Below are 23,764 nucleotides of genomic sequence, written 5' to 3' on the forward strand. Positions count from 1 at the left end.
GTCACTCCTCCGCACGCTGCTTCAACGAACCATTCTCGGCGGCCACGATCGCATTGAATTGGGAAATGAGTTTTTCATCGCCGAGCCGACGCAGATTTTCTGCCAACGCAACATTGTCGGCGATGCGAACAAAACGCTCGTACTTGACCTTCGTCTTCGCTTGGTCCGTCTCCGATTCATCAAGTAATTCGCGATACCTCGGGTAGTCCGGGTGATCTTCAATCGCTTCGACAAACTCGTCCTGGCGACTGGTCAATAACTCGATAGATACCGGGTTCAGCACGTTCGCAAGCTCGGGCCATTTCCGTTCCAAGTCGCGTGTGATCCGCCGACGCAAACCTTCTTCGGGTGGCGAACGTCGGCGGCGTCGACTCGAACCTCGGTTTCGATCGGATTGCGTCGTCTTCCAAGCGTCGGTGATTCTTTGATCTCCGGTTAACTCCAGTTGCTCGGACAAACCTTCCAAGATTGCTCGTTGTGAACGAGTCGCCAAGCTCAGAATCAACGCATATGACTCATCGTTCCTCAACAAATTGGGATCGTCTTCATCGAAGAAGCTATGAACACTCAAAAATTCGCCCGAACTCATCACGGGCAAATCGATCGTGTCGGCGGTGATCACCGTGTACGCATGTGCTTCATCAAATGAAACAACACCATCGCCGTTGTAGTCCGGACGTTCGATCAAGCGTCCGGAACGGTTTCGACCTGATAGTGCCGCCCAAAAGTAGGTGCTGTATTCGACGTAGGTCGCCTCATCGACTTCGGGCGTGCATCCAGATGCGGGACGATCGTGAACCGTTGCGAAGAAGCCGATGCGATTTTGGTCGGACAAGCCTTTGTCGGGATCCCCTTCCTCGAAAATGAACCTCGCAAAACCGCCCGCATGGCACTGGACCATGATCGCAACGACATCGACACCTTTGGGCAATCCATCCAACATCTCGACAAACTCAGTCATGCGAATCGCACTGTTGTTCCAGGTCGCGATGGTCGTGTCATAGGGCGATTGGCGATCACTGCTTCGACTGCCGTGAGCAGTGACATACACGTAGAGCCGGTCGCCCGATTTCATGGTCTGTCCCACACCACGAAACCATTTGCGGATGTTGTCCGGTTCGGTGCTGCCCTTCACATTGGGAATGTTGTGGTTCCGGTAAGACAGCCCCAAGTCGTTGCTGCTACCGAAGAACTCCGCCATCAACCGATTGGCCTTGGGAACCGAACTCGGATCCATCACCTGAAGGTCTTTCCCGACCGCATCACCATCGGAAAAGAAGATGTCGTTGTGTTCGCCCAAAACGCCTTGTTCACCGAGAGCACGCTGCGCAAACAACACGTTGTTCTCGAGCGATGCTTGGTTGCCGGACGGAGAGTAGCCGCCACCAATTGTTAGAAAGAAATCTTCCGCACCGACAACGGAGCAACATCCCAAAAGTAGAGCTGGCACCAACCAGCAAGAAGATCGACTCATCTGAGGTAACAACCATGGTCGCGGGAGCACGATGCCAACCGGAGTTCAGTCGACAAAGCACGCAGTTTACCAGGCAGACCATCCTCGGTTTGTATCTTCTTTACAGCTGCCGCAACCACGTCTCCAGCACCAGCAGATTCCACAACCGGTAGCCGTGATTTTGCTCGCCGGTTTCGTGACTGCGGACCAGATCCGCGATCGCTTCCGGACGGAAATACGCGTTGATCCGAGCATCCGATGCCAACATCGTGTCGTGGACCAACGGTTTGAAATCTTCACGAAACCATTGCCCGATTGGGATACCGAAACCCATCTTGGGTCGCGTGAAGATCGATGAAGGTATCCGGTCGCCAAACGCATCTTGCAGAATCAGTTTACCACGACGACCTCGGAATTTGTGTTCGACGGGCATCGATGCCGCCAACTCAACAAATCGGTGGTCCAACATCGGTTGGCGGACTTCTAATCCGTGAGCCATCGATGCGATGTCAACTTTGGTGCACAGGTCACACGGCAGATACGATTGGATGTCTGAGGTTGATGCTCGCGTGACAACATCGCGTCCTTCACTGCGAGCCCAGACGGATTCCAAGAAATCGACCGGATCGTGGCCCGGCAACGTCTGAACGAACTCGTCGTTGTACATCGACGCTCGCATTGACTCCGGAAAAATCTGAAGCCAATTCATGTACCGCCGAACGACGGGTTGGTCGATCGCTTCTAAGAACCGCTTGGCACGACGAATGACGGAACGACGACGATTGGAATCAGGCAATCGCTGAACCAGTCCAATGCCGGGGAACTTGTTCAGCGGGAACAGACGAGCAATTTTTTGGCTCATCCACAACGCCCGGTAACGTTCGTATCCGGCAAACAACTCATCACCACCATCGCCAGACAAAGCCACCGTCACACTTTCGCGAGTTAGCTTGGACAGGTACCAAGTCGGAACGGCTGATGAATCGCCGTAGGGTTCGTCATAGTGCCAAACCAGCTTCTCAAGAATATCAATGCCGCTGGGTTGAACCTCAAACCGAGTGTGGTCGGTCTGCAGGTGCTCCGCGACTTGGGCCGCGTAACGAGTCTCATCAAAATCTGCGACGGGGAAACCAATGCTGAACGTTCGCAGTGCCGTGTCGGTGTGATCGCCCGCCAAAGCTGTGATCAACGACGAATCAATGCCGCCGGACAAGAAAGATCCCAGTGGAACGTCGCTTCGCATTCGCAGACGAACGGAATCGGTCAACAGATCACGAACTTTCTCGATCGCTTCCTCTCGACCGAGCGGACGTTCGATCGATGGATCGAAGTTCCAATATCGTTCCACCCGCAACCCACGCTCATCCAACACCGCGAAGTGCCCCGGCGGCAGCTTATGCACGCCTTTAAAAATCGTGCCGGGATGCGGGATGTATTGATAGGTCAAAAACTCGTCGATCGCGTTGGGATCCACCTCTTCGCAGACACCGGGCACCAACCTCAACGCCTTTAACTCACTGGCGAAAACCAAACGCCCGTTCTTGTAGGAATAATACAGAGGCTTCTGACCAATCCGGTCGCGAGCCAGCACGATTCGATTGCGTCTGGCATCCCAAATCGCGATCGCGAACATACCGTTGAGCGACGAAAAACACTCGGTGCCGACGTCTTCGTAAAGGTGAACGATTGATTCACCGTCGCCCTGAGTTGCGAATTGGTGGCCGGCACCCTGCAAGCGTTTGCGAAGCGTTTCGTAGTTGTAAATCTCGCCATTGAAGACCATTCGGACCCGGCCGTCTTCGTTCGAAAGCGGTTGGCGTGCGCCTTCCACGTCGATGATTGAAAGCCGTCGGAATCCTAAACCAACGCCGATCGGACGCCCCGTCGCGTCGCGATGTTCCGCGTCCATCCAGGTCTGCGAATCATCCGGACCACGATGAGCGATTTCGTTGGTCATCCTGGACAACAGATCGGCACTGATCGCTTGGTCGTCGCGTTGCCAGAGTCCACCGGTGAAACCGCACATAGAAAACGAGAGGGCTAAAGTCAGGAAGGAATTTCAAATGACGGGGTGCTACTTGGACCGCCTGATCGCGACCTAGCCGACACGTTGGCTTTCACCGTTGGTTCGACGGATTCGCATGTTTTCGATCTTTCGATTGGTCGCGTGCAACACTTCGACTTCCCAATGACCGACGTTGAGTAAATGCCCGGCGGTTGGAATCATTCCGGTGTGATGCAGCACCCAACCGGCAACGGTTTCGTAGTCATCGCTCTCGGGCAAATCCCAGTGAACCAAATCGTTGACATCGTCGATCATGACACGTCCGTCGACATCGATGGTGTCATCGTCGATCACGCGAATTTCGAATTCTTCTTCTTCGTCTGATTCGTCGACGATCTCGCCGACGATCTCTTCCAAAGCATCTTCGATCGTGACCACACCCGCGGTTTGTTGAAATTCGTCGAGCACGATCGCCATGTGCGATCGGCTGTGCAAAAACTCTCGCAGCAACAAGTCCACGCTGCGGTCCTTTGGAACCGACCATGGCCGGCGGCACAGGTCGAGCAACGGCTTGTTCGGCAAACCCTCACCAGCCAAGTACGGCAGCAAGTCTTTCACGAACAAAACACCAACCACGTTGTCGATGGTGTCTTCGTAAACCGGATAACGAGTCCGCCCGGTCTCAATGATTGACTCGATGGCTTCTTCCCAAGTCGCGGTGACCGCAATCGCGTTGACGTCGACTCGCGGTGTCATGATGTGACCGACCGTGTCCTCGTGCAGTTCCATCACGCCTTGGATCATTTCGCGAACCCCGGGGGCAAAGAAACCTTCTCGCGTTCCCGCCGCCACGATGGTTCGGATCTCGTCTTCAAGTTGTTCTTCGTCCTCATCCTCGGTCTCTTCAACACCAGCCAACCGGCGTGAAATGATTTCAAGCAACTCACCAGGCGCATGCAGCGGACGCATCACGAATGACATCGTTCGCCAGAACGGCCACGTGTGATAAAGCAACGGAGCCGAGGCAAACCGCGTCACCGCATTGGGCAACCACGTGTGAGTCAACATCGTTAAACCGGCCGCCGCGATTCCCCAAGCGAGCAGCGTGTTCAGATCCACATCGACGCGGTTGACGACAACGATCGTCCCAAACAACACGAACATCACCGAGCCAATGACGTGCAAGTACGCACCCGCTCGAATCACCGTGTCTTGGTGATCCAGAACCGATCCAAACCGGTCTCGGTTCTTCTTGACGCGGCAATAGATCTCCAACGAACGCCCCGCGAACCGATCCAGCAGTTCGCTTCCGAGCCCGCCGATGCTGCCAAGAACAAAGCCCACCGCAGCGAGAGGCATTGCGTTCAAATCCGCTAGTTCGCTCATGACACACCTCCACTCATGATCCCACCGGAGGAATCACTCGCGTCGTCATCAAACGAGTCGTCTGGTTCGGATGCTGAGTCCTCGTCGTTGCTCAGCGGCAAATCGATCCCCAACAATTTCATCGCGGCAATTTCTGCTCGACGCATCGCGGCACGAGGTGCGGGCGACTGATCATCGTGACCGACAATGTGCAACGTTCCATGAACAACGTAGAGCAACAACTCTTGGCGAGGCGACAACGGGTTGCTGGGTTCGCTGGCGTTTTCGATCGCCGTTTCAAAACTGGCGACGAGCTCGCCTTCGACCATCGGAGGATCCAACTCATACGGGAAGCTGATCACGTCGGTCGGATAATCATGTTGCAGAAACTCGCGATTGATGGGATGGATCGTCGCATCATCGCAAATCCGGACTCCGATGGAACCACGATCACATCCTTCCACCGATGCGGCAGCGATCGCCGCGTGGGCAAGTTCCGTGCGAGCGGTTTCAAGGCTACCAAACCAGATCGATAAGTCGGGCTCCGCTTCCTCATCAATGAGGACATCCGCGGTCAAGTTCGTTGGAGACTGTTCCATCACGCCGATTGCTGTCCAGGATACTTCACGCGTGCGTGGTAAATCGCCGTCAGCGACTTCACCAAACTTTGTCGAACACGATGCAACTGAGCGAAGGTGATGCCACAGTCATCGAACTGACCGTCGGCAACCTTCTTTTGAGCGATCGCATCAACCAACCCTTGAATCCGAGCCGGCGTCGGATCGACCAACGTTCGCGACGCACTTTCGACCGTGTCGGCGAGCATCAGCACGGCGGCTTCGAGAGTTTGCGGCTTTGGTCCCGGATAGCGGAAGTCTTTGTCACTGACCGCTTCACGATTGGGATCTTCTTCGCTGCGTTTCGCGGCTTCGCGGTAAAAGTATTCGACCAGCGTCGTGCCGTGATGTTGCAGGATGAAATCGATAATCGGCTCAGGCAAATGGTGATTGCGAGCCAGATCGGCTCCGTCTTTCACATGAGCGATGATGACCAATGTGCTCATCGCGGGCTGCAACGAGTCGTGCTGGTTGATTCCCGCCGATTGGTTTTCGATGAAGTATTCCGGTTTGAACATTTTGCCGATGTCGTGGAAGTACGCTCCCACGCGAACCAGCAAACCGTTCGCACCGATCGCATCCGCCGCGGCTTCTGCAATTGACGCGACATTGATCGAGTGGTTGTAAGTCCCCGGTGCACGTTGTGCCAAACGTCGCAATAACGGGTGCGATGCGTCGCCGAGTTCCAACAAACTGAGGTCGGTTTGCACGCCGAACGCTTTCTCGACCAAAGGCAACAAACCGGTCATCGCCAAGGACGAGAACAAAATGCAAACGCCCGCCCAACCGGCTTCGGCAACCAAACCGTTGACGACGTGATTGAGCGAACCGCCGCTGAGCATTCCTTCCAAGTTTCCGCCCGGTGCACCAGACGAAAGCGTTTGTCCCGTCACGATTCCAACGCCCACAACCGTGAACATGGTGATTGTGGCGGAGATCAAACCAACCGTGACCAAGTGAGTTCGCGAACGAATGCGGCCGGTCAACAAGGTGCATGTGGTGCAGGCCGCCGTCACGACGACTAAGTTGGGAATGTCAGCTCCCAACAAAAGAATGACGGACAAACAGACTGACGCCAGCAGCAAGATTGCGAGTTCGCGACCGTAGACGACCGCGGCGGTGATCGATGCCAAAACGAGCGGCACCAGTTCGGCTCGCCAAGCATCTCGTGATGCGTGATAAGCCAACACAATGGTGACCACCATCAATGCGAGCAGCTTGACCAGTTTGTTGCGATCCAACAGCAACGATCGATCATCGACAAACCAGATGTACGAACCGCATAGCAAATACAGCGCGGCGATCATTCCAGCGTAGGCCGCGACACGAGCGACTCGGTCGCCCCAGCGCATCGATTCGACCAACTTGGACCACTCACTTCGAAGCAGCCCCAATTCGCGACCGGTCAACGGCTGGCCCGCGTCAGCCAATTTTGTTTGGCCGGCGTAGAACGTCATCATCACGTCTTCAACGGCAGCGGCCGCTTGATCGCGAACCTTTTGACTGGCTTCGTCGTCGTATTTCAAAGTCTCGAATTCAGGCAACCGTGTTCGCAACCAGTCACCAATCATGTCCGCCGCAATCAAACCTTCGTCGCCGGGAAATCGCGAACGGAACTGGTCACGAAGCTCTTTGACCAATTGGTTGCCAGCTTCGGCAATGATGACTTTCGACAGTTCCACCGGCACGGCTTCATCAGTTTGGTCACCGGTGAAGACACGAATCATCCGCTGCGAACCCTTTTCGGGTGGGTGCTGCGGGGCTTGCAGAATGCCGTTTTTATAGAGCTTCAGCATCGCGGAATCGACCGCGGCTTCCAACGTCGCCAGGTCCTTGTCTTTGCTGAAGACTCGCTTGAGCAACGCGAATCTTTCGGCGGGTGACTCGCCATCGGGCGCGGTCTCGCTGCCCTCATAGAATTCCGTCAGAGCGGATCGTTCTTCTTTGCCAAGTTGCTCGTAGTTGGCCGCACCGAGGACCAAGAACAGGCGGTTTTTCAATGCCGCTCGCAACTGCTCCAAACGCTGGGGCGAGTTTCGATACAGCGTCATCACTTCACGGCGGCGACGTTCTTTCAAATCACCGGTGGCGATCGCATCGGCGACCTGGAAGTCCACTCGCGAAATCAAATCTCGCGCGGGAATCGCACCACTTCGGTAACTGAACGCTGGTTTCCACGTGAAGCACAGAACCAAAATCGTGCACGCGGCGATCAATGTCATTCCGACGCGAAGCGACCATTCAGCTTTGTCTTTGCGGTCCCACCAAGTCGCCCATTTGGACTTCGGGATCCCTAGCGACTCAATGCGTTCTTTGCCCGCACGTTGTTTGCCTTTGGTCGTCCCGCTTTTGCTCGCACCGCTCATTCGCTCGGTTGAGTCTCCGAATCAGAGTTCGTGATCGGCTCGGATGTCGAGCTCGACGCCGCCGAATCGCCGGAGGGTCGCTTCTGCGATTTTGTAAGCGTCTCTGAATCACCTGATTGAACTTCGGTCAAACCTTCGTCTGATCGTTCCGTCGCAGAGCCGTCCGAGTCGGCTTTCTCCGAGTCGGCTTCGTACGCTGCAACGATCTGCTGCACCAAACGGTGACGCACAATGTCCGCGGCTCCCAAACGGATCTGCGCGATTCCCTTGATGCTGCTCAGTCGGTACACCGCGTCGTGAAGTCCACTGCGAACGCCACGCGGCAAATCGAGCTGCGTCGCGTCACCGCTGACCACCATCTTGCTCCGTTCACCCATCCGGGTCAGGAACATCTTCATTTGGGCAACAGTCGTGTTTTGAGCTTCGTCCAAAATGATGAACGCGTCGTTGAGCGTCCGACCTCGCATGTACGCCAAGGGAACGATTTCGATGACATCTTGTTCCATCAATGCACGAGCTTGGTCGTAGTCAACCATTTCGCCGAGCGCATCGAGCAGCGGTCGCAAGTAAGGGTTCAGCTTCGCTCGCAGGTCGCCTGGCAGAAAACCGAGGCTTTCGCCGGCTTCGACCGCGGGACGAACCAACACAATTTTCTTGATCGATTCGTTTCGCAAAGCCTCGACCGCGGTGGCCACGGCCAAATAAGTCTTGCCACAGCCGGCCGGTCCCGTTGCAATCGTCAGATCGTTTTGCCGGATGGCTTCGACATAGCGAGCTTGCCCGGGAGTTCGCGGCGCGATCTTGCGACCCGCGTTTTGCAAGTTGATCGCCTCGCCGCTCGGCGTTGGTGGTCGACCGTTTTCGATCTTGGCACCTTCTTCCGCCGCAGCGGTCTCGATGTCGCCGATGCTGAGCGAGCCTTTTTTGCGGCACAGCAAACGCAATTTTTCCAGCGTGCGCATCGCGGCACCGACGCCAGTCTCTTCTCCGGCGACGCGGATTTTCCCAGCTCGATGCGTGATATCGACGCCAAACAGCCGTCGCAGCTTGCGCACGTGTTGATCGCGAGGACCGAACAACGTCAGGACTTCATTGGGACCCGCTGTCGACAGCGTGGCTTCGTTCATTGCAGATTGGACCGACATGCGTCAGAGCGTTTCATAAGGAGTGACTAATTCTAACCGTCCCACACGTGGTCCGACCATCGTGCGACATTGGATTGAGCAGAATTCACGGGAGGCCGAGGGGCCGTCATGCCGCGGCCGCTAAACACAGAAAAGACGGCAAAGTCGCAGCAATCAACGAATCCGTCACATCCCAGACTCCCCCCAAACCGGGAAGCCAATTTCCGGAATCTTTTGCCCCACAGTCTCGTTTGAACATCGATTCCGCCAAATCACCAACGATTCCGGTGATGGCAAGGGCCGGACCAAGTATCAACGCCCAACCGATGGAAGGCAGCGAACTCAACGGAATCGCATCGGAAACCAACGCTGGGAACAACCACCGCAAACAGGCCATCGCCACCAAAGTTGACATCACGACACCACCAACCGCTCCCTCCCAGGTCTTGCCTGGACTCAGTCGCGGAATCAGCTTGTGACGACCGAGAGCTTTGCCAGCGAAGTACGCCCCCGCATCGGCCGACTTCGTCGTCGCGATCATTGTTAGCAACGCAGCCAATCCCCAGGACGTGCTGACATCGCTTCCCAAACCGCGAATCGCGAAAAGCAGACTCATTGGCAACCCGACGTACAATGAGACAAACGCCGCCCGCATGGTTCGGTCAATACTGCTGGATGCCGGCAAAACAACCGCATCGACCTTCGCCGTCGATGCGTCCAACTGCTCAGGAACAACCGCTCCGTAAGTTCGCATTTCGCGAATCAGAAGTGCAAACAGGGACGCGATTGCCATCGCGATTACCCACCCCAATTGTCCGATGGGGCAATCCTTCGGGTAGGTACCAATCGCACCTCCGCTAAGCTGCGACGCCGCGTTGACCAAGGCCGGAATCGCGGGACCAAGACTGATCGCACCCACGGCGATCATGCACCCGGCTCGCCAAACATCTCGACCAGACGACATCAACAATGATGTGACATCCCAGGTCGTTCCCAACGCGAAGAACAGCAACAACGGGACGAGAAGCAAACCTTCCGTTCCAGGTGTGCTGAATTTCGCGTCAACGAACAAGCATCCCAATGCGATCGCAATCAACACCGCTGCGCTGCGAAGCCGGTCGATCAACAATGAATGGGATCCTTGCGAAAAGTCAGATTCAAAATTGTCCGTGTGAGCCCCAAACGGCGAGCGTCATTCCAACGAACGATCACCGTGCGGCTCAAACAACTGCGACTCAAACATCAACGCCCAATACGCCAACGGCCAGGGCGTTGGTTCAATCAGCCAACCAAATCTTTAAGAGCCTGCAGGGCACCTTCGTAGTTTGGTTCTTCGGTGACTTCGGACACAACTTGCTTGTAAACCACTTTGCCTTCGGCATCCAAAACGATGACGGCGCGGCTCAGCAACTTCAGCTCTTCGATTTCGACTCCGTAGTCTTCACCGAATGCGTGCGTTTGGTAATCGCTGGCGGTTCGCATTTGAACGTTTTCCGCACCGCAGAAACGCGCTTGAGCGAATGGCAAATCGCGGCTGACCGTCACGGCATTGATCTTGTCGCCCAATTCGCCCAACTGCTCGTTGAACTTCTTGGTTTGAGTCGCGCAAGTTGGCGTGTCCAAGCTGGGGACGATGCTGATCATCGAAGGTTTGCCCTTCAGATCAGCCAACTTCAATTCTTTCAAACCTTCGTGGGCGTAGTGCAGGCTGAAATCCGGAGCTGCCTGACCGATGGCCAATTCGCTGCCAGCGAGAGTCATCGGATTGCCTTTGAACGTGATCACACCACTTTGACTCATCGAAATTCACTTTGATTGAGAGAACAGGTCGGACGGGAAGTCGGCAGTATGCGCATCGCCGATCCGGTCGTGAACCCCGGGCGATGCTCCTGCTCGAAACACTCCACTCTGCCGTCAATTTGATGCTTCCAGCGACCGTGTCCATTAACGGCCAAAAAGATTAGCTGAATTCTTTGTGAATTTGGAGCAGTATCTGATGCAATGCACATGGATTCAGGTTGCAAAGTGCTCTCAGGAATGCGCAAATGGGACAATTCGGCTAGACGCAGGTTTCCCTAAACCCACAACGAGCTAGACTACGCAAAGTGGTGGTGGGATACGCCTAACCACCACGATGCCCCAACCAACTATGGTGTTTGCATCGTGTGTTCGAATGGAACACACTGGTCGTGGCGACAAGTTCGTTGCGGTGATTTGCGTCCGGACGGGGTGCGCAGGAGTAATGGGATTTGCATGTAACGGCTGCGTATTTCAAGGTTCCTCGCACTCCCTCCGGGCGCAACTCGCTTCTACAATGTCGCAACGCTTTCTCTGACCGCAATTTCGGTCCAGCGCGGCAATCAACTCACTCGCGAATTCTCTTCGCGATGAGTCGCTGAATCGACGCTCAAATCTGGGTTGGATCCCTCTCCGTTGCCACTATGACCAATCAATCCACCACGGCGATTGTCCTGCGAACGGTGGACTTCAGCGAAACCAGCCTGATTGTGACGTTGCTGACCAAGGATCTGGGCCGAATCTCGGCGCTGGCAAAGGGTGCACGCAGACTCAAAGGACCGTTTGAGGGATCACTCGATCTGCTTTCCGTTTGCGCCATCACGCTGATTGATAAACCAGGCGATACGCTGGACTTACTGACCGAATCCAAACTTCGCCGACGTTTTCGCGGCGCCCAACGATCCTTGGAACGTCTGCATGCCGGTTACTACATCGCGGAAATGCTTCGGCTGCTGGTCGACGACGATGACCCGCACCGCGAATTGTTCGACATGACGCTGTCGGCAATGGGGATGATCGATGGCGAAGGCGATGTCGCAAAAACATTGCTAGCGTTTGATGCACAATGCCTGCGGTTGCTGGGACATGCACCCGCGACGCGGCGCTGCACCGTATGCGGACGCGATGCTGAACGGAGCCGCCGGCGAGCTTCGTTTTCGTTGGTCGGTGGCGGTGTCGTGTGTGAAAACTGCCGGCCATCGCAAAGTCACTTGATGACGGCCAGCTGGGATGCTCTGGACGCGCTGCGTGAACTCGCTAGCGCCCCCGAAATGCAGCCCTCCGTCACGGACGAGAACGCGGACAATTCCAGCCAACCGCCGCCAACCTCATTCCCGATCGGACGTCTGTTTCCCACGATGACTCCTGCGATCTACCGAGACCTTCGGGGACTGCTCAATCGCACCCTGGAATCGCTGGTCGGCCAGAAGCCCCGAATGCAACCCTTCCTGCCTGACAAGCTCGATTCGCTCTAGCGTTGTGAAGTCCAGGTAGAGTATCCCCAACGAGTCATTTCGAACTTGACCGAAGGAAGTTGCTCGTGACGTCTTGCCGTTCGCTTTTACTTGCTGCTGCTATCATTGCCTGCCCAGTGCTGGTGACTGATTCCCTGTATGCCCAATCGGGATTTTGGGATTCCACCAAAGACACCACCGACCGTGCCATGCGGTTCCTCACCATGCGTGAGCAACCCAATGCGGAACGAGCCCGCGATTTGTATCAAGAAGCCGACCAGCTATTTCGCGCCGCCGCGTCTCGATTCAACCAAACCGAACGTGATGGCGAGGCCGAGGGTTCAGAAAAGAAAGACTTTGCTCGCGCCGCGAAATTGTTTGCTCGAGCCGCCGACGCACAACCCGGCACCGCGCTCGCTCAAGACGCGATGTTCATGCAAGCGGAAAGCCTGTTTTTCTCCGATCAATTGCCCGACGCAGCCGACGCCTACGAACGCCTGAACAAAGAATTCCCGAACAATCGCCATGTCGACCAAGCTGCGGCTCGCGCCTTTGCGATCTCCCAGTACTGGATCGACGCAGAAGTCGCGACCCAAGACGACTGGTTCAAGTTCAATGTCTTCGATGCCAGCCGACCACGACTGGACGCCGAAGGCCACGCCGTTCGCGTGCTGGACCAAATTCGCTACGACAACCCGACGGGCCGGCTGGCCGACGATGCGACCATGGCCGCTGCGGTGGAGTACATGCGACAAGGCGATTTTGAAACCGCCGATGAATTTCTCACCGACCTCCGCGAAACGTTTCCCGAGAGCGATCACTTCTTCAACGCTCACCTGATGGGCATCCGCTGCAAACTCGAAGTTTTCGCCGGCCCCAAATACAGCGGCTTGATGCTGGAAGAAGCCGACAAACTCGTCCGCCAAACTCGCGAACGTTTTCCCGATCGCTTGCAAGATCCTGAGACATCCGAAATGGTCGCCCGAGCGGCCGCCGAAGTCGCCTTCCGCCGAGCTGAAAAGCTGAACGACCGAGCGATCTATCGCGAGAAACGAGCCGAATACCGAGCCGCTCGGTTGCACTACCAAAAGATTCTGCGTGACTACCCCAGCACCCCGTTTGCTGAACGTGCACGCGAACGATTGGAAGCCATCACGAGCTATCCGGATGTGCCCGCTGAACGCGTCTCGGCAACTCTGTTGAAACGAATCTTCCCAGACAGCCGGCGCACGACGCCTTTGGAAACCAAGTTCAACTCACCGACAGGCGAACGCAGCGAGTCGATTTACCGATGAGTCCTCGACCGCGACGCGGAAACACGACCGCCTTGCTCAGTCTCTTCGCGATCATTTTCGCGGGATGCCTGGTCGGATGCGCGCCATATCAACTCGGCAGCGCATCGTTGTTCCCGCAGAACATCCGCACGGTACACGTACCCATCATTCGCAACGCAACGTTCTGCGAAGACCTGGGCGTTCGCCTGACCGAGGCACTCACCAAAGAAATCGAACTGCGAACACCGTACAAGGTCACTGCTGATCCGCTTGCTGACACCGTGCTGCGTTGCGAAGTCATCGACGAAACCAAACGTGTGCTCACCGAGAACGACGCCGATTACGTGCGAGCCCTTGATGCGGCGGTCCAGGTCCGAGCCTCCTGGTCAGACCGACACGGTCGACTGCTGATGAAGAACTCGATCGTGCCGACTGATGACCTAACAATTTTGTTCAGCCAAGACGAACGCTTCGTCCCCGAAGCCGGCCAGTCGATCGACACCGCAACTCAAAAGGCCCTCGAGGACTTGGCGGACCGCATTGTCAGCCAGATGGAAGCTCGCTGGTAAAGCGAGCTTGCGGATCAAACCGCCAACCACCACGCTCCGATGGCCATCCACACCGGGATCAACACGATCCCGAGCAACGAGGTCGACAGGACAACCCGTAGAGCCGTCGCCGTGTCGCCCTCATAGAGCCTTGTCAAAACAATTGGGAACACCGCCGATGGCATCGCGGCTTCCAACAAAAGCACCTGCTTCAAATCCGTCGCGGTGACCGTCACCGATGCGATCCCGAGCATCACGATCGGCATGAACAGCTGGCGGAAACCAACCGCCAACCCGATCACGGGTGCGGAACCGGTCCAGTCCGCTGCTCGCAAGAAATCGACCAGAATCGCACCGCTGAGCAACAACCCAAGTGGGATCGAACTGGACGCCAACAACCCGACCGATCGCATCACCGAAGTCGGAATCAACGTTTCCGCTCCCGTTGCTCGAATCGACAGAGCGACGATCACCGCAATCAAGGGTGCACTGGTGGCAACCGGGCTGACTCGCTCCCAGTTTCGACGCCAAGCACTCTGCTGTTCCTTCGGCCGCTTCTTCCCATTGCTGCCGGTGACGATCGCCACACCGACGCTCCAAAGCGAAATGTCGACGCCGACGTTGTGCAGAATCATCTCGACTTCCGCGTTCGGATAAGTGATCTGTGCCAACGGCAATGGGATGTACCCGTAATTGCAGATACCGGCACAAAGAGCGAACGCACGTTGCTGGGCATCCGTTTTCAAACCCACGAACGGCCCAATCGTTTTCGCGGCATACCAAGCGGCCAGAAAACCAAACGTGGTGATTGTGAACCCGAGCACCGGCGGTAGCCACGCGGACGCGAGGGAATCCAATGTCGAATCACCCAGAATCCGATCCAGAAACAAACAAGGCAGCAGCACTTTCGCGGTCAGCTTGGCCAGCGAAACGTCGGCCTGGTGCGTCAGCCAATGCTGGATCCGGCACAACGCACCGACGCCCATGACGAGAAAAACGCCCAGCACGCTGCTGATAATGACAGCGAAAGCTTCCGGGTCCATCAACATGCCCGAGCTCCCTCGCATCGGCCGTCGAGAGCCACCGTTTTCGCGTTTCGACTTGCCACGCCGGTGCCGGGTTTCGTATCTGTGATGCGATGGAAACCGTGTCGATCCAAGCGAAACATTATTGGACGTGCCTGTGGCCGGGTATGTCGGAATTGTGGTGGCGCGGACGATTGTCAGCCCTGCCCACCGCCGTCGCGTTTGCCGCGGTCGTCAACGCATTGCTGATCGCCAAATTCATCTATCCCGGCTGGTTGTCCGGGGCACTGGTCGCGCTGGCCTGCTGGATCGCCGTCGCCGCCTGGGTCGTGCTGACGGTTCGTTCGTTCCGCGAATTGCCATTGCTGCTGGCGCCACGACAAGTCAGCGATCAACCAGACCGCTTCGCCGAGGCTCAGCTCGCCTATTTAACGGGCAACTACGCGTTGGCAGAAGAGGCGTTGACAGCAGGATTGTCAATCGAACCGCGTGATCCGCCCGCATTGCTGCTTCTGGCCGCCGTGCTGAGACACACCGGGCGACTGAACGCCGCTGATGCCTTGCTGACTGAAATTCCAAAATTAGAAGCCGCCGCCGCTTGGAACCTGGAATGGGAAAGCGAGCGAGCCCGACTAGAACGCGACCTCGATTCCCGAGGCGAATTGCAGAACGACGCCGAATCTGAACACGAACCGCCTGAGAACGCTGAAGAAACCAACGCCAGCCCATCGCCCGCCGCCTCAGCCGAAGAACCAGAAACCGAAACCACTGAACCAAACCCCACCGCTATCGCCGAAGATTCCGACAACGCCGAAGCGAACACGGACGACGCCGAAGAATCCGAACCGGCGACGCTCTCGATCGACACGGCACTGCGATCGTTCTCATCCGGCGAGGAAAACGACCTCGATAACGAGCGGCCAAATTCTGGCTATTCAGAAGCGGCCTGATCTCGATTCAGCGTTCTTCGCGGAGACGCGTTCGCTCGATAAAATCAGAGCATGAATGCATCCTCCGCTCGCCGATATCTTCCATCTCGCAAAACACCTCACGCCAAAGGTCACTTCAAACGGCCGCGACACACGGGTGTGTCTTTGGTGGAAGTCATCGTGGTGGTGTTCATCCTCGTCATCCTGTTGGCTCTGTCTGTTCCGTTTGTTCGTAACATGCGCGAGCTGACACGACGCAGCAATTGCGACCAGAATTTGATCCGCCTGGGTCTAGCGATGCAGGCCTACTCGACCGATCACGCCCACCTGCCATCGGGAACCGCATCGTACAACGCGACCTTCCGGTTTTGGCCCGAGGTCCCCTCACCAGCCGAACCCGACGCCGATGCTTCGCCGGTCGATCTTGCCATTGTCAGTGAGCCCGAAGGCTATCACCACAACTGGGCATTGGCATCGCTCCCGTACGTTGACCAAGTCGGCCTGTCCCAATCGATCGACACGACATCCAGCATCTACTCCGAATCCAATCGCCTGATTCGCGAAACGATGATCCCGGTTTTTCGTTGCCCATCGGATGATTCGGTGCCGACAAACGCGAGCTATGCTGGACTGCATCATTCCGCGGCCAGCCCAATCAGCGCATCCAACAACGGACTGATGTTCCTCAACGGTTGGGTTCGCCCAGAAGAAGTCCCTGACGGAATGTCCTCGACGATCTTGTTTGGCGAAAAGCTTTCCTTCGCCGGAGAACTTGGATGGTGCAGCGGCACGCGGGCAACGCTTCGCAACGCCGGGCATGCGATCAACGCAATCCCGCAATCGGATCAACTGGAGAACCCGAGTTTCGTGGGCGGTTTAGGAAGCCGACATTTTGGTGGAGCCAGCGTTATCAAGGGCGATGGAGCGGTAACGTTTATCTCGGAAACGATCGACCAAAAGCTGTTTCAATCGATGGTCAATCGCAACGACCAACTGGTACTCGCTTCCGATGCAGTGATCTCCGAGTGAACGCAAACAAGCCAGCTCAATCGCTCTGCAAGCCAACCGCTTGTCGACCGCCAAACCTTAACCGAGGTCTTTTTCCCACTGACGACCTTGCTCGTCTTCGGCGAACTTCAGCGTTGCAAACTGCCCCTTCAGCTTCACCGCGTTGGAATCAATCGTCGTTTCGACCGTGAAGATCTGGCGATTCGCGAGTGACTGCACGATTGACGAAACCAAAAACTGCTCATGCGTCGACAATTCGCGTTCGGCCATCGATGTCACAAACCCCTTCTTGGGCTGCGGTGCGGGAAAACCATTCAGCTCAACCGGATGCATCAAACGCAGCGACAGAATCGATCGAGCCCCGTCCATGACTTGGCCCTCCGGATCACCCACCCAAAGATCGATCGCGGCAAGTTGCTCGTTGGTTTGGTGATCGACCAAAACATTGCGTTCCATGTCGAAGTGACTCATCGCGACCGCCGTGCGATGGTTCAGTGGCAACATCGGCAAACGATCAATCCGCGTCGAGCGACGTAACTGCAAAAACTCACGATTGACCGGCGGGCGATAAGTCGATGTGTTCACAATCAAACGCTGCAGACTCCGTGCAACACGGAATCCATGCCGGGACAACAACGACGCCACACGTGCGTCCGTCACGGGAACTCCCAATCCATGACCGATCGGCGGCAATCCGCCATAACCATTCCGAGCATCGCGAACGGGTCCGACACAGATTCGTTTTACCCCCGCGTCCGCGGCACGTTGCATGGTTTCGATCAACAACGAATCGCACATCGACAACCCGGCTTCACCGGCAAAGCAAATTGCGGCGACCAACGAAGTCGGCACCGCATCCACTTCGGGTACTTCCGCGATGGCTGCGGGTGAATCGCTTTCCAACAACTCAGGCGACGGCGATTGCCAATCATCGGAAAATTGATGGCACCACGCCACCACTTCACCATCCGCTTCGGCAACCAAGAGACTGGCCGGATCAAAAAACGTCCGCGAAAGAACAGCTCGTTCCAGGATCGAAACGCTGACCGGCGGGATCTGACCGGCGGTCTCCCAGTGACGCATCCAAACGTCAAACAGGCCGGGAAGATCAGAGTTGCGAAACGGACGGATGTTCGCCATGAGGGTAAAACACGGTGCAATGAAAACGAAATAGGTCGGCGGTTCATCCTACCGCGAAATCGCTTTCATGTGTCCCACACACCAGCCTCATCGCGCCCGATTGCGGGCACTACTTTTCGAGTTGTTCCATCACCCGGCGAGCGATCACCTGAATCGCTTCCAAAGGCAACTCTGACGAACCAGTCATCTTGGCTTGTGTGGAGCGAACCATCGCATCGATCTCTCGTTCCGCGGTCAAGATCAACGCTTTTTGCTTATCCGACAACGGAACGCGGCCTCGACCAAGGTCCCAGCCACGGGCTCGCGCGCCCGCACGGAATCCTTCCGGGAATTCCCCAAGGCCGATCATGGCGTCGAACAGCGGCAGCAACATGTACTGTAGCTCCATCGCCAATTTGTGATCACCATCGGCACAAGCCCGATGGATCGCTCGAGTCAGCTCAGGCAAAACGCCGCTCGTCGCGTTCGTTCCACCATCCGCTCCCGCGATCAGCATCGGAGCCAGCGCCGCATCCCACCCGGTCAGGAACGAGAAATCATCTCGCATCGGCCGGATCGCGGCCATCATTCGCATCAAGTTCGGCAGATCACCGGAGCTGTCCTTCAGCCCAATGATTCGCGGATACTCTTCCGCCAATCGGATCACCACATCGACTTCGATTGGCGACGCAAACATCGGAATGTTGTACAGAGTCACGTCGACGCGCACGTCGCGAGCGATGTGGGCGTAATAGGCGTGAACGCCTTCGCTGCTGATCGGATAGTAAAACGGTGCGACGATCGCGACCGCTCGAACCCCCATGTCACCATAGGCATTGCAGGCTTCGATCGTTTCTTCGACGTTCGCCTCCGCCGCGCCCGCCAGCACGGGAACCCGGCCGGCGGCTTGGTCGACAACGATCCGAACGATTCGGCGGCGTTCCTCCGCCGTGAAGCGAACGAACTCACCCGTGCTGCCGTTGGGATACAAACCATCCACGCCATGGTCGATCAACCAATCGACGTACCCACGCAGCTTGTCTTCATCAACGCGTCCCCGGTCATCCACCGGCGTGATGTTGGGAGTCAAAATGCCGGAGATGCGTCGATTCATGCTGAGTGTCAGTTCGGAGAGGAAGGAGCCAACCCCAACAGTTCATGGAGTCGGTCAGGAGGCTGATAGCCTACTCGGTGAGCGATCACTTTGCCGCGCGGAACGGCCAACAATGTCGTCGGATAAGTGGTCACCGGAATCCGAGCCAGAATATTCGGATTGGTATCGGGTCGCAGAATGATCGGCACAAAACCATTGGCGAGTCGAGACCGAATGCTCGCGTCGCACAACGTGTTTTGTTTCATCGCGTCGCAGAACCGGCAATCTTCCGAGGTGATGAAGATCAGCATCGGTCGTCCGGAACGCCGAGCGGCCGCCCATCCGGATTCGAAATCGTTGTGCCACATTGGCGTGTCGGCCGAAACGAGTTCGGTGGCACTCGATCGAGTTGCCTTCGCCGCCGACAAACTCGAGACCACCTTGCCGATGATTGGAACCTCGGCATCTGCGGTGGAGCTGAAGAGCCCGATGAATGCGGCCAACGCCGCTGCCCGCCATCCAAAGCTGGACTGAAAAAGAAAAGAATTGCATCGACCGTTGCAAGGCAGAACCGATTGGCGATCATCGCCGGTTCCACGAAACAGGTTGCTTCCCGCAACCACTGACTGAGCCATGAGATTTCCCCTCGTAAGGCAAAGACACAACCCTCACAGCGAAAAGACGGAAGCCATGAGGACCTAGAACGGTCGAAACCTATGCGTCTGAAAATGGCCCCACAAGAGTCAAAAAGTAGCGATCGGGCAATTTGCGTAGTTTTTATGACGACAGTCTAGAAAACGCTCGATCGTCGCCCCTCCATGGGAAACGGCCCCACCCTCAAGCGATGAATCCACCCGCAAACGGATAGACAAACGACCACCGATGACCGCCCGTCGAAGATCCGGCGACTCCGATCGACACTTGGATCCGCGGCGTATGTCGATGAACGACTCACGCCGTTCTCGGCGCCTACTTGGACCGCTGATAGATCGCGGTGAGCAGCGACTCGGTGTCTTTGAATTTCTTGCCCGTCGCCAACGTTTCGTCGATCAACTTGCGAGCATCCGACTCCGAGTGCCCCAGCGTGACCAATGCGTCGTAGGTGTCTGAAACAATCGGCGATTCGACTTCCATTGAATCGGCAACTTCTTCGCCAGCCACCATCAACGCGAACCGAGGCATCTTGCGACGCAGTTTCGCGATGACTTTTTCACTGGTAGCTGGCCCGATACCAGGAAGCGCCGACAACGTTTTCGCGTCTTGCTCTTCGATCAAAACGGCCAACTCTTTCACCGGTCGAACCATCGCCCGGAGAGCCTTCTTCACGCCAACACCGTCGACGCTGCAGAACAGGTCGAAGAACTGTCGCTCGGGAAGCGTCGAGAACCCGATCAATCGCGGTGTGAGGCGTCCGCCTTGTGCGTTGCCCTCGATGTAGTCCAGCGTGTGCAGCCGAACTTCGTTGCCGATTTGGTTTTGCAACTGCCGGCGAGTGTAATCGCCCACGTAGACTTCATAGTCAAACGGGGCCGCCTGGATGATGACACTGATCTCGCCCACTTGGACCAGTTTGCCAGCAATCGAAACGATCATGAGGAGACAGATTCAGGATTGGAGTGATACTTGAACAACCGATCCAAAACACCGTTGATGAACCGTGGGCTGTTTTCGCCGCCGTAGCGTTTCGCCAAGGTCAACGCCTCGGAAATCGCAACTTGGCCGGGCGTTCCACTGTAAAGAATCTCGTAGGCACCCAATCGCAACACGTTGCGATCCGTCACCGGCATGCGGTGCAGGGCCCAGTTGGTGGAAAGCTTGGTGAGCTTCGCGTCGATGTCATCTCGACGCGCCATCGTGCCATCCAAGAGCTCAGCCGCAAAATCCGTGAGGACCTTTCGACCTTGCAAACGGGAGCGGATGAATTTGCGTGACGTGGCTGCATCACGCCAATCATTCAGATCGGCTTCGTAGAGAAGCTGCAGGACTATTTCGCGGGCGCGTCGACGTGTGGACATGCGAGCGATCATCCCGCAGGCACCTCAGAAGTGTCAACTAGGCCACAACAAAAATTGGCCATGACAAAAAGCCGGCACGCTTCGATCAAGCGAGCCGGCTTTTGATGATTCGTCTGAGTAATCGAGCGAGTTCGATTACGTTTGGAACGAGCTTCCGCAACCGCAGCTTTTGACCGCGTTCGGGTTGTTGAACGTGAAGCCCTGTTTTTCGAGGCTGTCGTACCAATCGACTTCAGTGCCGTCGAGGTACAACGAGCTCTTCTTGTCGACCACGACGCTGACACCGTGGCAGTCGTACTTCGAATCAGCCTTCATGTCGAAGCTGTCGTCGAAGTTCAGCGTGTAGTTGAATCCGCTGCAGCCACCGCCGGCGACACCAATCCGCAATAGCATCGAATCGTCGAAGTTGTGTTCCTTGCGAAAACGCATGACTTCTTCGGCCGCGCGCTCAGTCAATTTGATTGCCATCGTTCGGATGATCCTCGTGAATGGATGGACAGTTGTTTGAAGTTAGGTCCGAGTCGGAACTGCACAGAACGAGTTGTTCGAACCTGTTCCATTGACATACCAGTCAATGACCATGTTCGTTCACCGCCCGCAGCCATGCAAATCGTTTCAACAATGCAAACGGCTTGCCAATGCCAAAACCAGTCAACTTGGCAGTTTTTGCACCAATCGGCCCACTACTTAGTGATTGACGATTGTACCCGCAGCCCGGCCAAATCAACAACCTCTTTTCGCAGCGAAGGAGTGTCCGGTTCATTTTGCTTCCGAAAGTACCGACTCGGAATGCAACCACCCAGCACCGGGTTGCTAGCATTCACCACAGTGTTTCCCGCCATTTTTGACATTGCCGCACATCCCGGGAATCGTTGGCAAACGTTTCGGCCGGGTGAAATCTGCCCGTCAAGAATTGAAATTTTGGCCCGCAACCTGCTCGCCCGGTAAAATGCTCCACGGCAGGCGGAGATTCGCTGAGATCGATCACAGCGAGTCTTTTCGCGTGTCCTTTTCTCTTCTATCGCACCGTCAGGTGATCTCTATGTCCGATTCTCTCGCCAGCCGCACTGGTCGCGGCGCAGCGGCCACGCGCCGCTCTTTTTTGAAACGCTCATCGCTCGCCGCAGCATCCGTGATGGTGGTCTCACCGCACGTGTTGGGTGGTCCTGGAAAAACGCCACCGAGCGACCAATTTCGATTCGCTCAGATTGGCGTCGGCGGCCAGGGAGCTCGCGACGTCCGCCGGATGATCCACGCCGGAGGAACCCCCGTCGCCCTGTGTGATGTCGACGTCCAACGGGCGGGCAAAACATTCTGCCAGCATCCCGATGTCGAACGGTTCACCGACTACCGAGTCATGCTGGATGAATTTGACAAGGAATTTGACGCGGTCGTCATCAGCACGCCCGACCACACCCACGCCACAGTCGGCTTGGCCGCGATCCATCACGGCAAACATGTTTACATGCAGTGCCCGATGGCTCGCACCTTTGACGAAGTCAAACGTTTGAAAGCGGCGGCAGAACAATCCGGATTGGCGATTCAAATGGGCAACCAGGGTCACTCCAGCCTGCACATGCGAGCCTTCCAGGATTTCATCGAGCGGGGTGAGATTGGCGAAATCGAATCCGTGCACTGCTGGACGGATCGCCCCGAGTGGCCACAAGGCATGACGTCGGTACCAACATCGACAACCGCTCCGATCTCCCTCGACTGGGACCTGTGGCTCGGCCCCGTCGCGGACCGCCCGTTCTGCAAAGGCTACCTGCCCGTTGCTTGGCGAGGATGGTGGGACTTCGGCACCGGTGCACTTGGTGACATGGGTTGCCACCTGCTCGATCCAGCTTTCACGACCATGGGTTTGCAACTGCCTCGCCGAATCACAGCGGACTGCGAAACCGCCACGTCGATCGCCTATCCGGTTTGGTCTCAAATCGAAATGGAATTTGACGGGACTGATGTATGCCCCGATGGGTTGAAGCTGACTTGGTACGACGGCGGCAAACAACCCGAGACGCCGACCATCATCGCCGATGAAAGTGTTGGCGAACCTGGCTACTCGGCTGGTGGAAGCGGATGCATGATCGTTGGTAAGAAGATGACGTTGGTCGGTTCGACGCTTGCTGGCGAACCAGACCAAATGCCACAAATCGTCGCCGTTGCCAGCGAAGACGACAACGAACTCGCCGAAGCACGCCAAGCCGGACGCAAACGCGTGGAACAACTTTCCGCGGAAAACAAAGAGACCTCGAAGTCGCACTACGAAGGTTGGATTCAAGCTGCCCGAGAAGGCAAGTCGGATTCATTGACCAGCGATTTGCAGATCGCCGGAACGATGACGCAGTCAGCACTTCTCGGCTGCATCGCAACTCGCTACCCCGGTCAAACATTGACCTGGGACAACGAGAAGCACCAGTTCGCTGGCTCCAACGAAGCCAATTCGTTCCTAAGCTTCGAACCACGCGAAGGCTATCTCTACGAAGCCTGACATCGACTTAGACTTAATTCGAACAACCTGTGGCACGGTGGTACCCACCGTGAAATCGCACTCGTCTCGGTGGGGGACCACCGA

General features: G+C 56.4%; 21 protein-coding genes. 6 read left to right on the top strand and 15 right to left on the bottom strand.

Annotation, left to right across the window (positions count from 1 at the left end; translation table 11 throughout):
• Nucleotide 1 precedes the first annotated feature (1 nt).
• From RE6C_RS26125 to tpx, 8 genes are all read right to left on the bottom strand, one after another.
• Entirely contained in the window at nt 2-1,474 is a 1,473-nt protein-coding gene (locus RE6C_RS26125; RefSeq protein WP_008661498.1) for a putative secreted protein, read from the bottom strand.
• Nucleotides 1,475-1,574: 100 nt separating this feature from the next.
• Nucleotides 1,575-3,479 (bottom strand): asparagine synthase (glutamine-hydrolyzing), encoded by a 1,905-nt coding sequence (gene asnB, locus RE6C_RS26130; RefSeq protein WP_008661500.1) that lies wholly within the window; start codon nt 3,477-3,479, stop codon nt 1,575-1,577.
• 72 nt (nt 3,480-3,551) lie between these two features.
• Nucleotides 3,552-4,844, bottom strand: coding sequence for a hemolysin family protein (locus RE6C_RS26135; RefSeq protein WP_007330942.1), 1,293 nt, complete (start codon nt 4,842-4,844; stop codon nt 3,552-3,554).
• Entirely contained in the window at nt 4,841-5,422 is a 582-nt protein-coding gene (gene ybeY, locus RE6C_RS26140) for an rRNA maturation RNase YbeY (RefSeq protein WP_008661501.1), read from the bottom strand. The genes RE6C_RS26135 and ybeY overlap by 4 nt, the downstream gene beginning before the upstream one ends.
• The gene (locus RE6C_RS26145; protein WP_008661502.1) at nt 5,422-7,806 is read right to left on the bottom strand and encodes an HD family phosphohydrolase; all 2,385 of its coding nucleotides are present in this window, start codon (nt 7,804-7,806) and stop codon (nt 5,422-5,424) included. The genes ybeY and RE6C_RS26145 overlap by 1 nt, the downstream gene beginning before the upstream one ends.
• A complete protein-coding gene (locus tag RE6C_RS26150) occupies nt 7,803-8,951 on the bottom strand; it encodes a PhoH family protein (protein ID WP_008661503.1) in 1,149 nt (382 codons plus the stop codon). The genes RE6C_RS26145 and RE6C_RS26150 overlap by 4 nt, the downstream gene beginning before the upstream one ends.
• 106 nt (nt 8,952-9,057) lie before the next feature.
• Nucleotides 9,058-10,059, bottom strand: a complete 1,002-nt coding sequence (locus tag RE6C_RS26155; protein ID WP_008661505.1) for a phosphatidate cytidylyltransferase — start codon at nt 10,057-10,059, stop codon at nt 9,058-9,060.
• A gap of 152 nt (nt 10,060-10,211) precedes the next feature.
• Entirely contained in the window at nt 10,212-10,730 is a 519-nt protein-coding gene (tpx, locus tag RE6C_RS26160; RefSeq protein ID WP_008661507.1) for a thiol peroxidase, read from the bottom strand.
• A gap of 641 nt (nt 10,731-11,371) precedes the next feature.
• Here tpx and recO point away from each other — a divergent pair.
• The 3 genes from recO (at nt 11,372) to lptE (ending at nt 14,024) form a co-directional block, all read left to right on the top strand.
• Entirely contained in the window at nt 11,372-12,202 is an 831-nt protein-coding gene (gene recO / locus RE6C_RS26165) for a DNA repair protein RecO (RefSeq protein ID WP_008661508.1), read from the top strand.
• Between the two features lie 116 nt (nt 12,203-12,318).
• Nucleotides 12,319-13,476: a tetratricopeptide repeat protein gene (locus RE6C_RS26170; protein ID WP_008661509.1), complete on the top strand. Its 1,158-nt coding sequence runs from the start codon at nt 12,319-12,321 to the stop codon at nt 13,474-13,476.
• Nucleotides 13,473-14,024: an LPS assembly lipoprotein LptE gene (lptE, locus tag RE6C_RS26175; RefSeq protein WP_008661511.1), complete on the top strand. Its 552-nt coding sequence runs from the start codon at nt 13,473-13,475 to the stop codon at nt 14,022-14,024. The genes RE6C_RS26170 and lptE overlap by 4 nt, the downstream gene beginning before the upstream one ends.
• A gap of 14 nt (nt 14,025-14,038) precedes the next feature.
• On the opposite strand, the gene RE6C_RS26180 is transcribed toward lptE, so the two are convergent.
• Nucleotides 14,039-15,052: an AEC family transporter gene (locus RE6C_RS26180; RefSeq protein ID WP_008661512.1), complete on the bottom strand. Its 1,014-nt coding sequence runs from the start codon at nt 15,050-15,052 to the stop codon at nt 14,039-14,041.
• Between the two features lie 89 nt (nt 15,053-15,141).
• Between RE6C_RS26180 and RE6C_RS26185 the strand changes: the two genes are divergently transcribed.
• Together RE6C_RS26185 and RE6C_RS26190 are read left to right on the top strand one after the other, a co-directional pair.
• The gene (locus RE6C_RS26185) at nt 15,142-15,978 is read left to right on the top strand and encodes a tetratricopeptide repeat protein (RefSeq protein ID WP_008661514.1); all 837 of its coding nucleotides are present in this window, start codon (nt 15,142-15,144) and stop codon (nt 15,976-15,978) included.
• Between the two features lie 51 nt (nt 15,979-16,029).
• Nucleotides 16,030-16,986 carry a DUF1559 family PulG-like putative transporter gene (locus tag RE6C_RS26190; RefSeq protein ID WP_008661516.1) on the top strand — a complete coding sequence of 319 codons (957 nt, stop codon included), beginning with the start codon at nt 16,030-16,032 and terminating at the stop codon, nt 16,984-16,986.
• Nucleotides 16,987-17,043: 57 nt separating this feature from the next.
• Here RE6C_RS26190 and RE6C_RS26195 read toward each other — a convergent pair whose 3' ends face one another.
• The 6 genes from RE6C_RS26195 to RE6C_RS26220 form a co-directional block, all read right to left on the bottom strand.
• A complete protein-coding gene (locus RE6C_RS26195; RefSeq protein WP_008661517.1) occupies nt 17,044-18,105 on the bottom strand; it encodes a GNAT family N-acetyltransferase in 1,062 nt (353 codons plus the stop codon).
• Between the two features lie 109 nt (nt 18,106-18,214).
• Nucleotides 18,215-19,198: a dihydrodipicolinate synthase family protein gene (locus tag RE6C_RS26200; RefSeq protein WP_008661520.1), complete on the bottom strand. Its 984-nt coding sequence runs from the start codon at nt 19,196-19,198 to the stop codon at nt 18,215-18,217.
• Nucleotides 19,199-19,206: 8 nt separating this feature from the next.
• Nucleotides 19,207-19,812 carry a thioredoxin family protein gene (locus tag RE6C_RS26205; protein ID WP_008661522.1) on the bottom strand — a complete coding sequence of 202 codons (606 nt, stop codon included), beginning with the start codon at nt 19,810-19,812 and terminating at the stop codon, nt 19,207-19,209.
• A gap of 334 nt (nt 19,813-20,146) precedes the next feature.
• Nucleotides 20,147-20,770 carry a Holliday junction branch migration protein RuvA gene (gene ruvA / locus RE6C_RS26210; protein ID WP_008661524.1) on the bottom strand — a complete coding sequence of 208 codons (624 nt, stop codon included), beginning with the start codon at nt 20,768-20,770 and terminating at the stop codon, nt 20,147-20,149.
• Entirely contained in the window at nt 20,767-21,204 is a 438-nt protein-coding gene (nusB, locus tag RE6C_RS26215) for a transcription antitermination factor NusB (RefSeq protein WP_007326965.1), read from the bottom strand. Before nusB ends, ruvA begins: the two co-directional genes overlap by 4 nt.
• A 123-nt stretch (nt 21,205-21,327) precedes the next feature.
• A complete protein-coding gene (locus RE6C_RS26220) occupies nt 21,328-21,660 on the bottom strand; it encodes a HesB/IscA family protein (RefSeq protein ID WP_008661527.1) in 333 nt (110 codons plus the stop codon).
• Between the two features lie 574 nt (nt 21,661-22,234).
• Between RE6C_RS26220 and RE6C_RS26230 the strand changes: the two genes are divergently transcribed.
• Complete coding sequence (locus RE6C_RS26230) at nt 22,235-23,680, top strand: Gfo/Idh/MocA family oxidoreductase (RefSeq protein WP_008661532.1); 1,446 nt, start codon at nt 22,235-22,237, stop codon at nt 23,678-23,680.
• The last annotated feature ends 84 nt before the right edge of the window (nt 23,681-23,764 follow it).

The organism is Rhodopirellula europaea 6C (genome assembly GCF_000338295.1).
GTDB classification, from domain to species: domain Bacteria; phylum Planctomycetota; class Planctomycetia; order Pirellulales; family Pirellulaceae; genus Rhodopirellula; species Rhodopirellula europaea.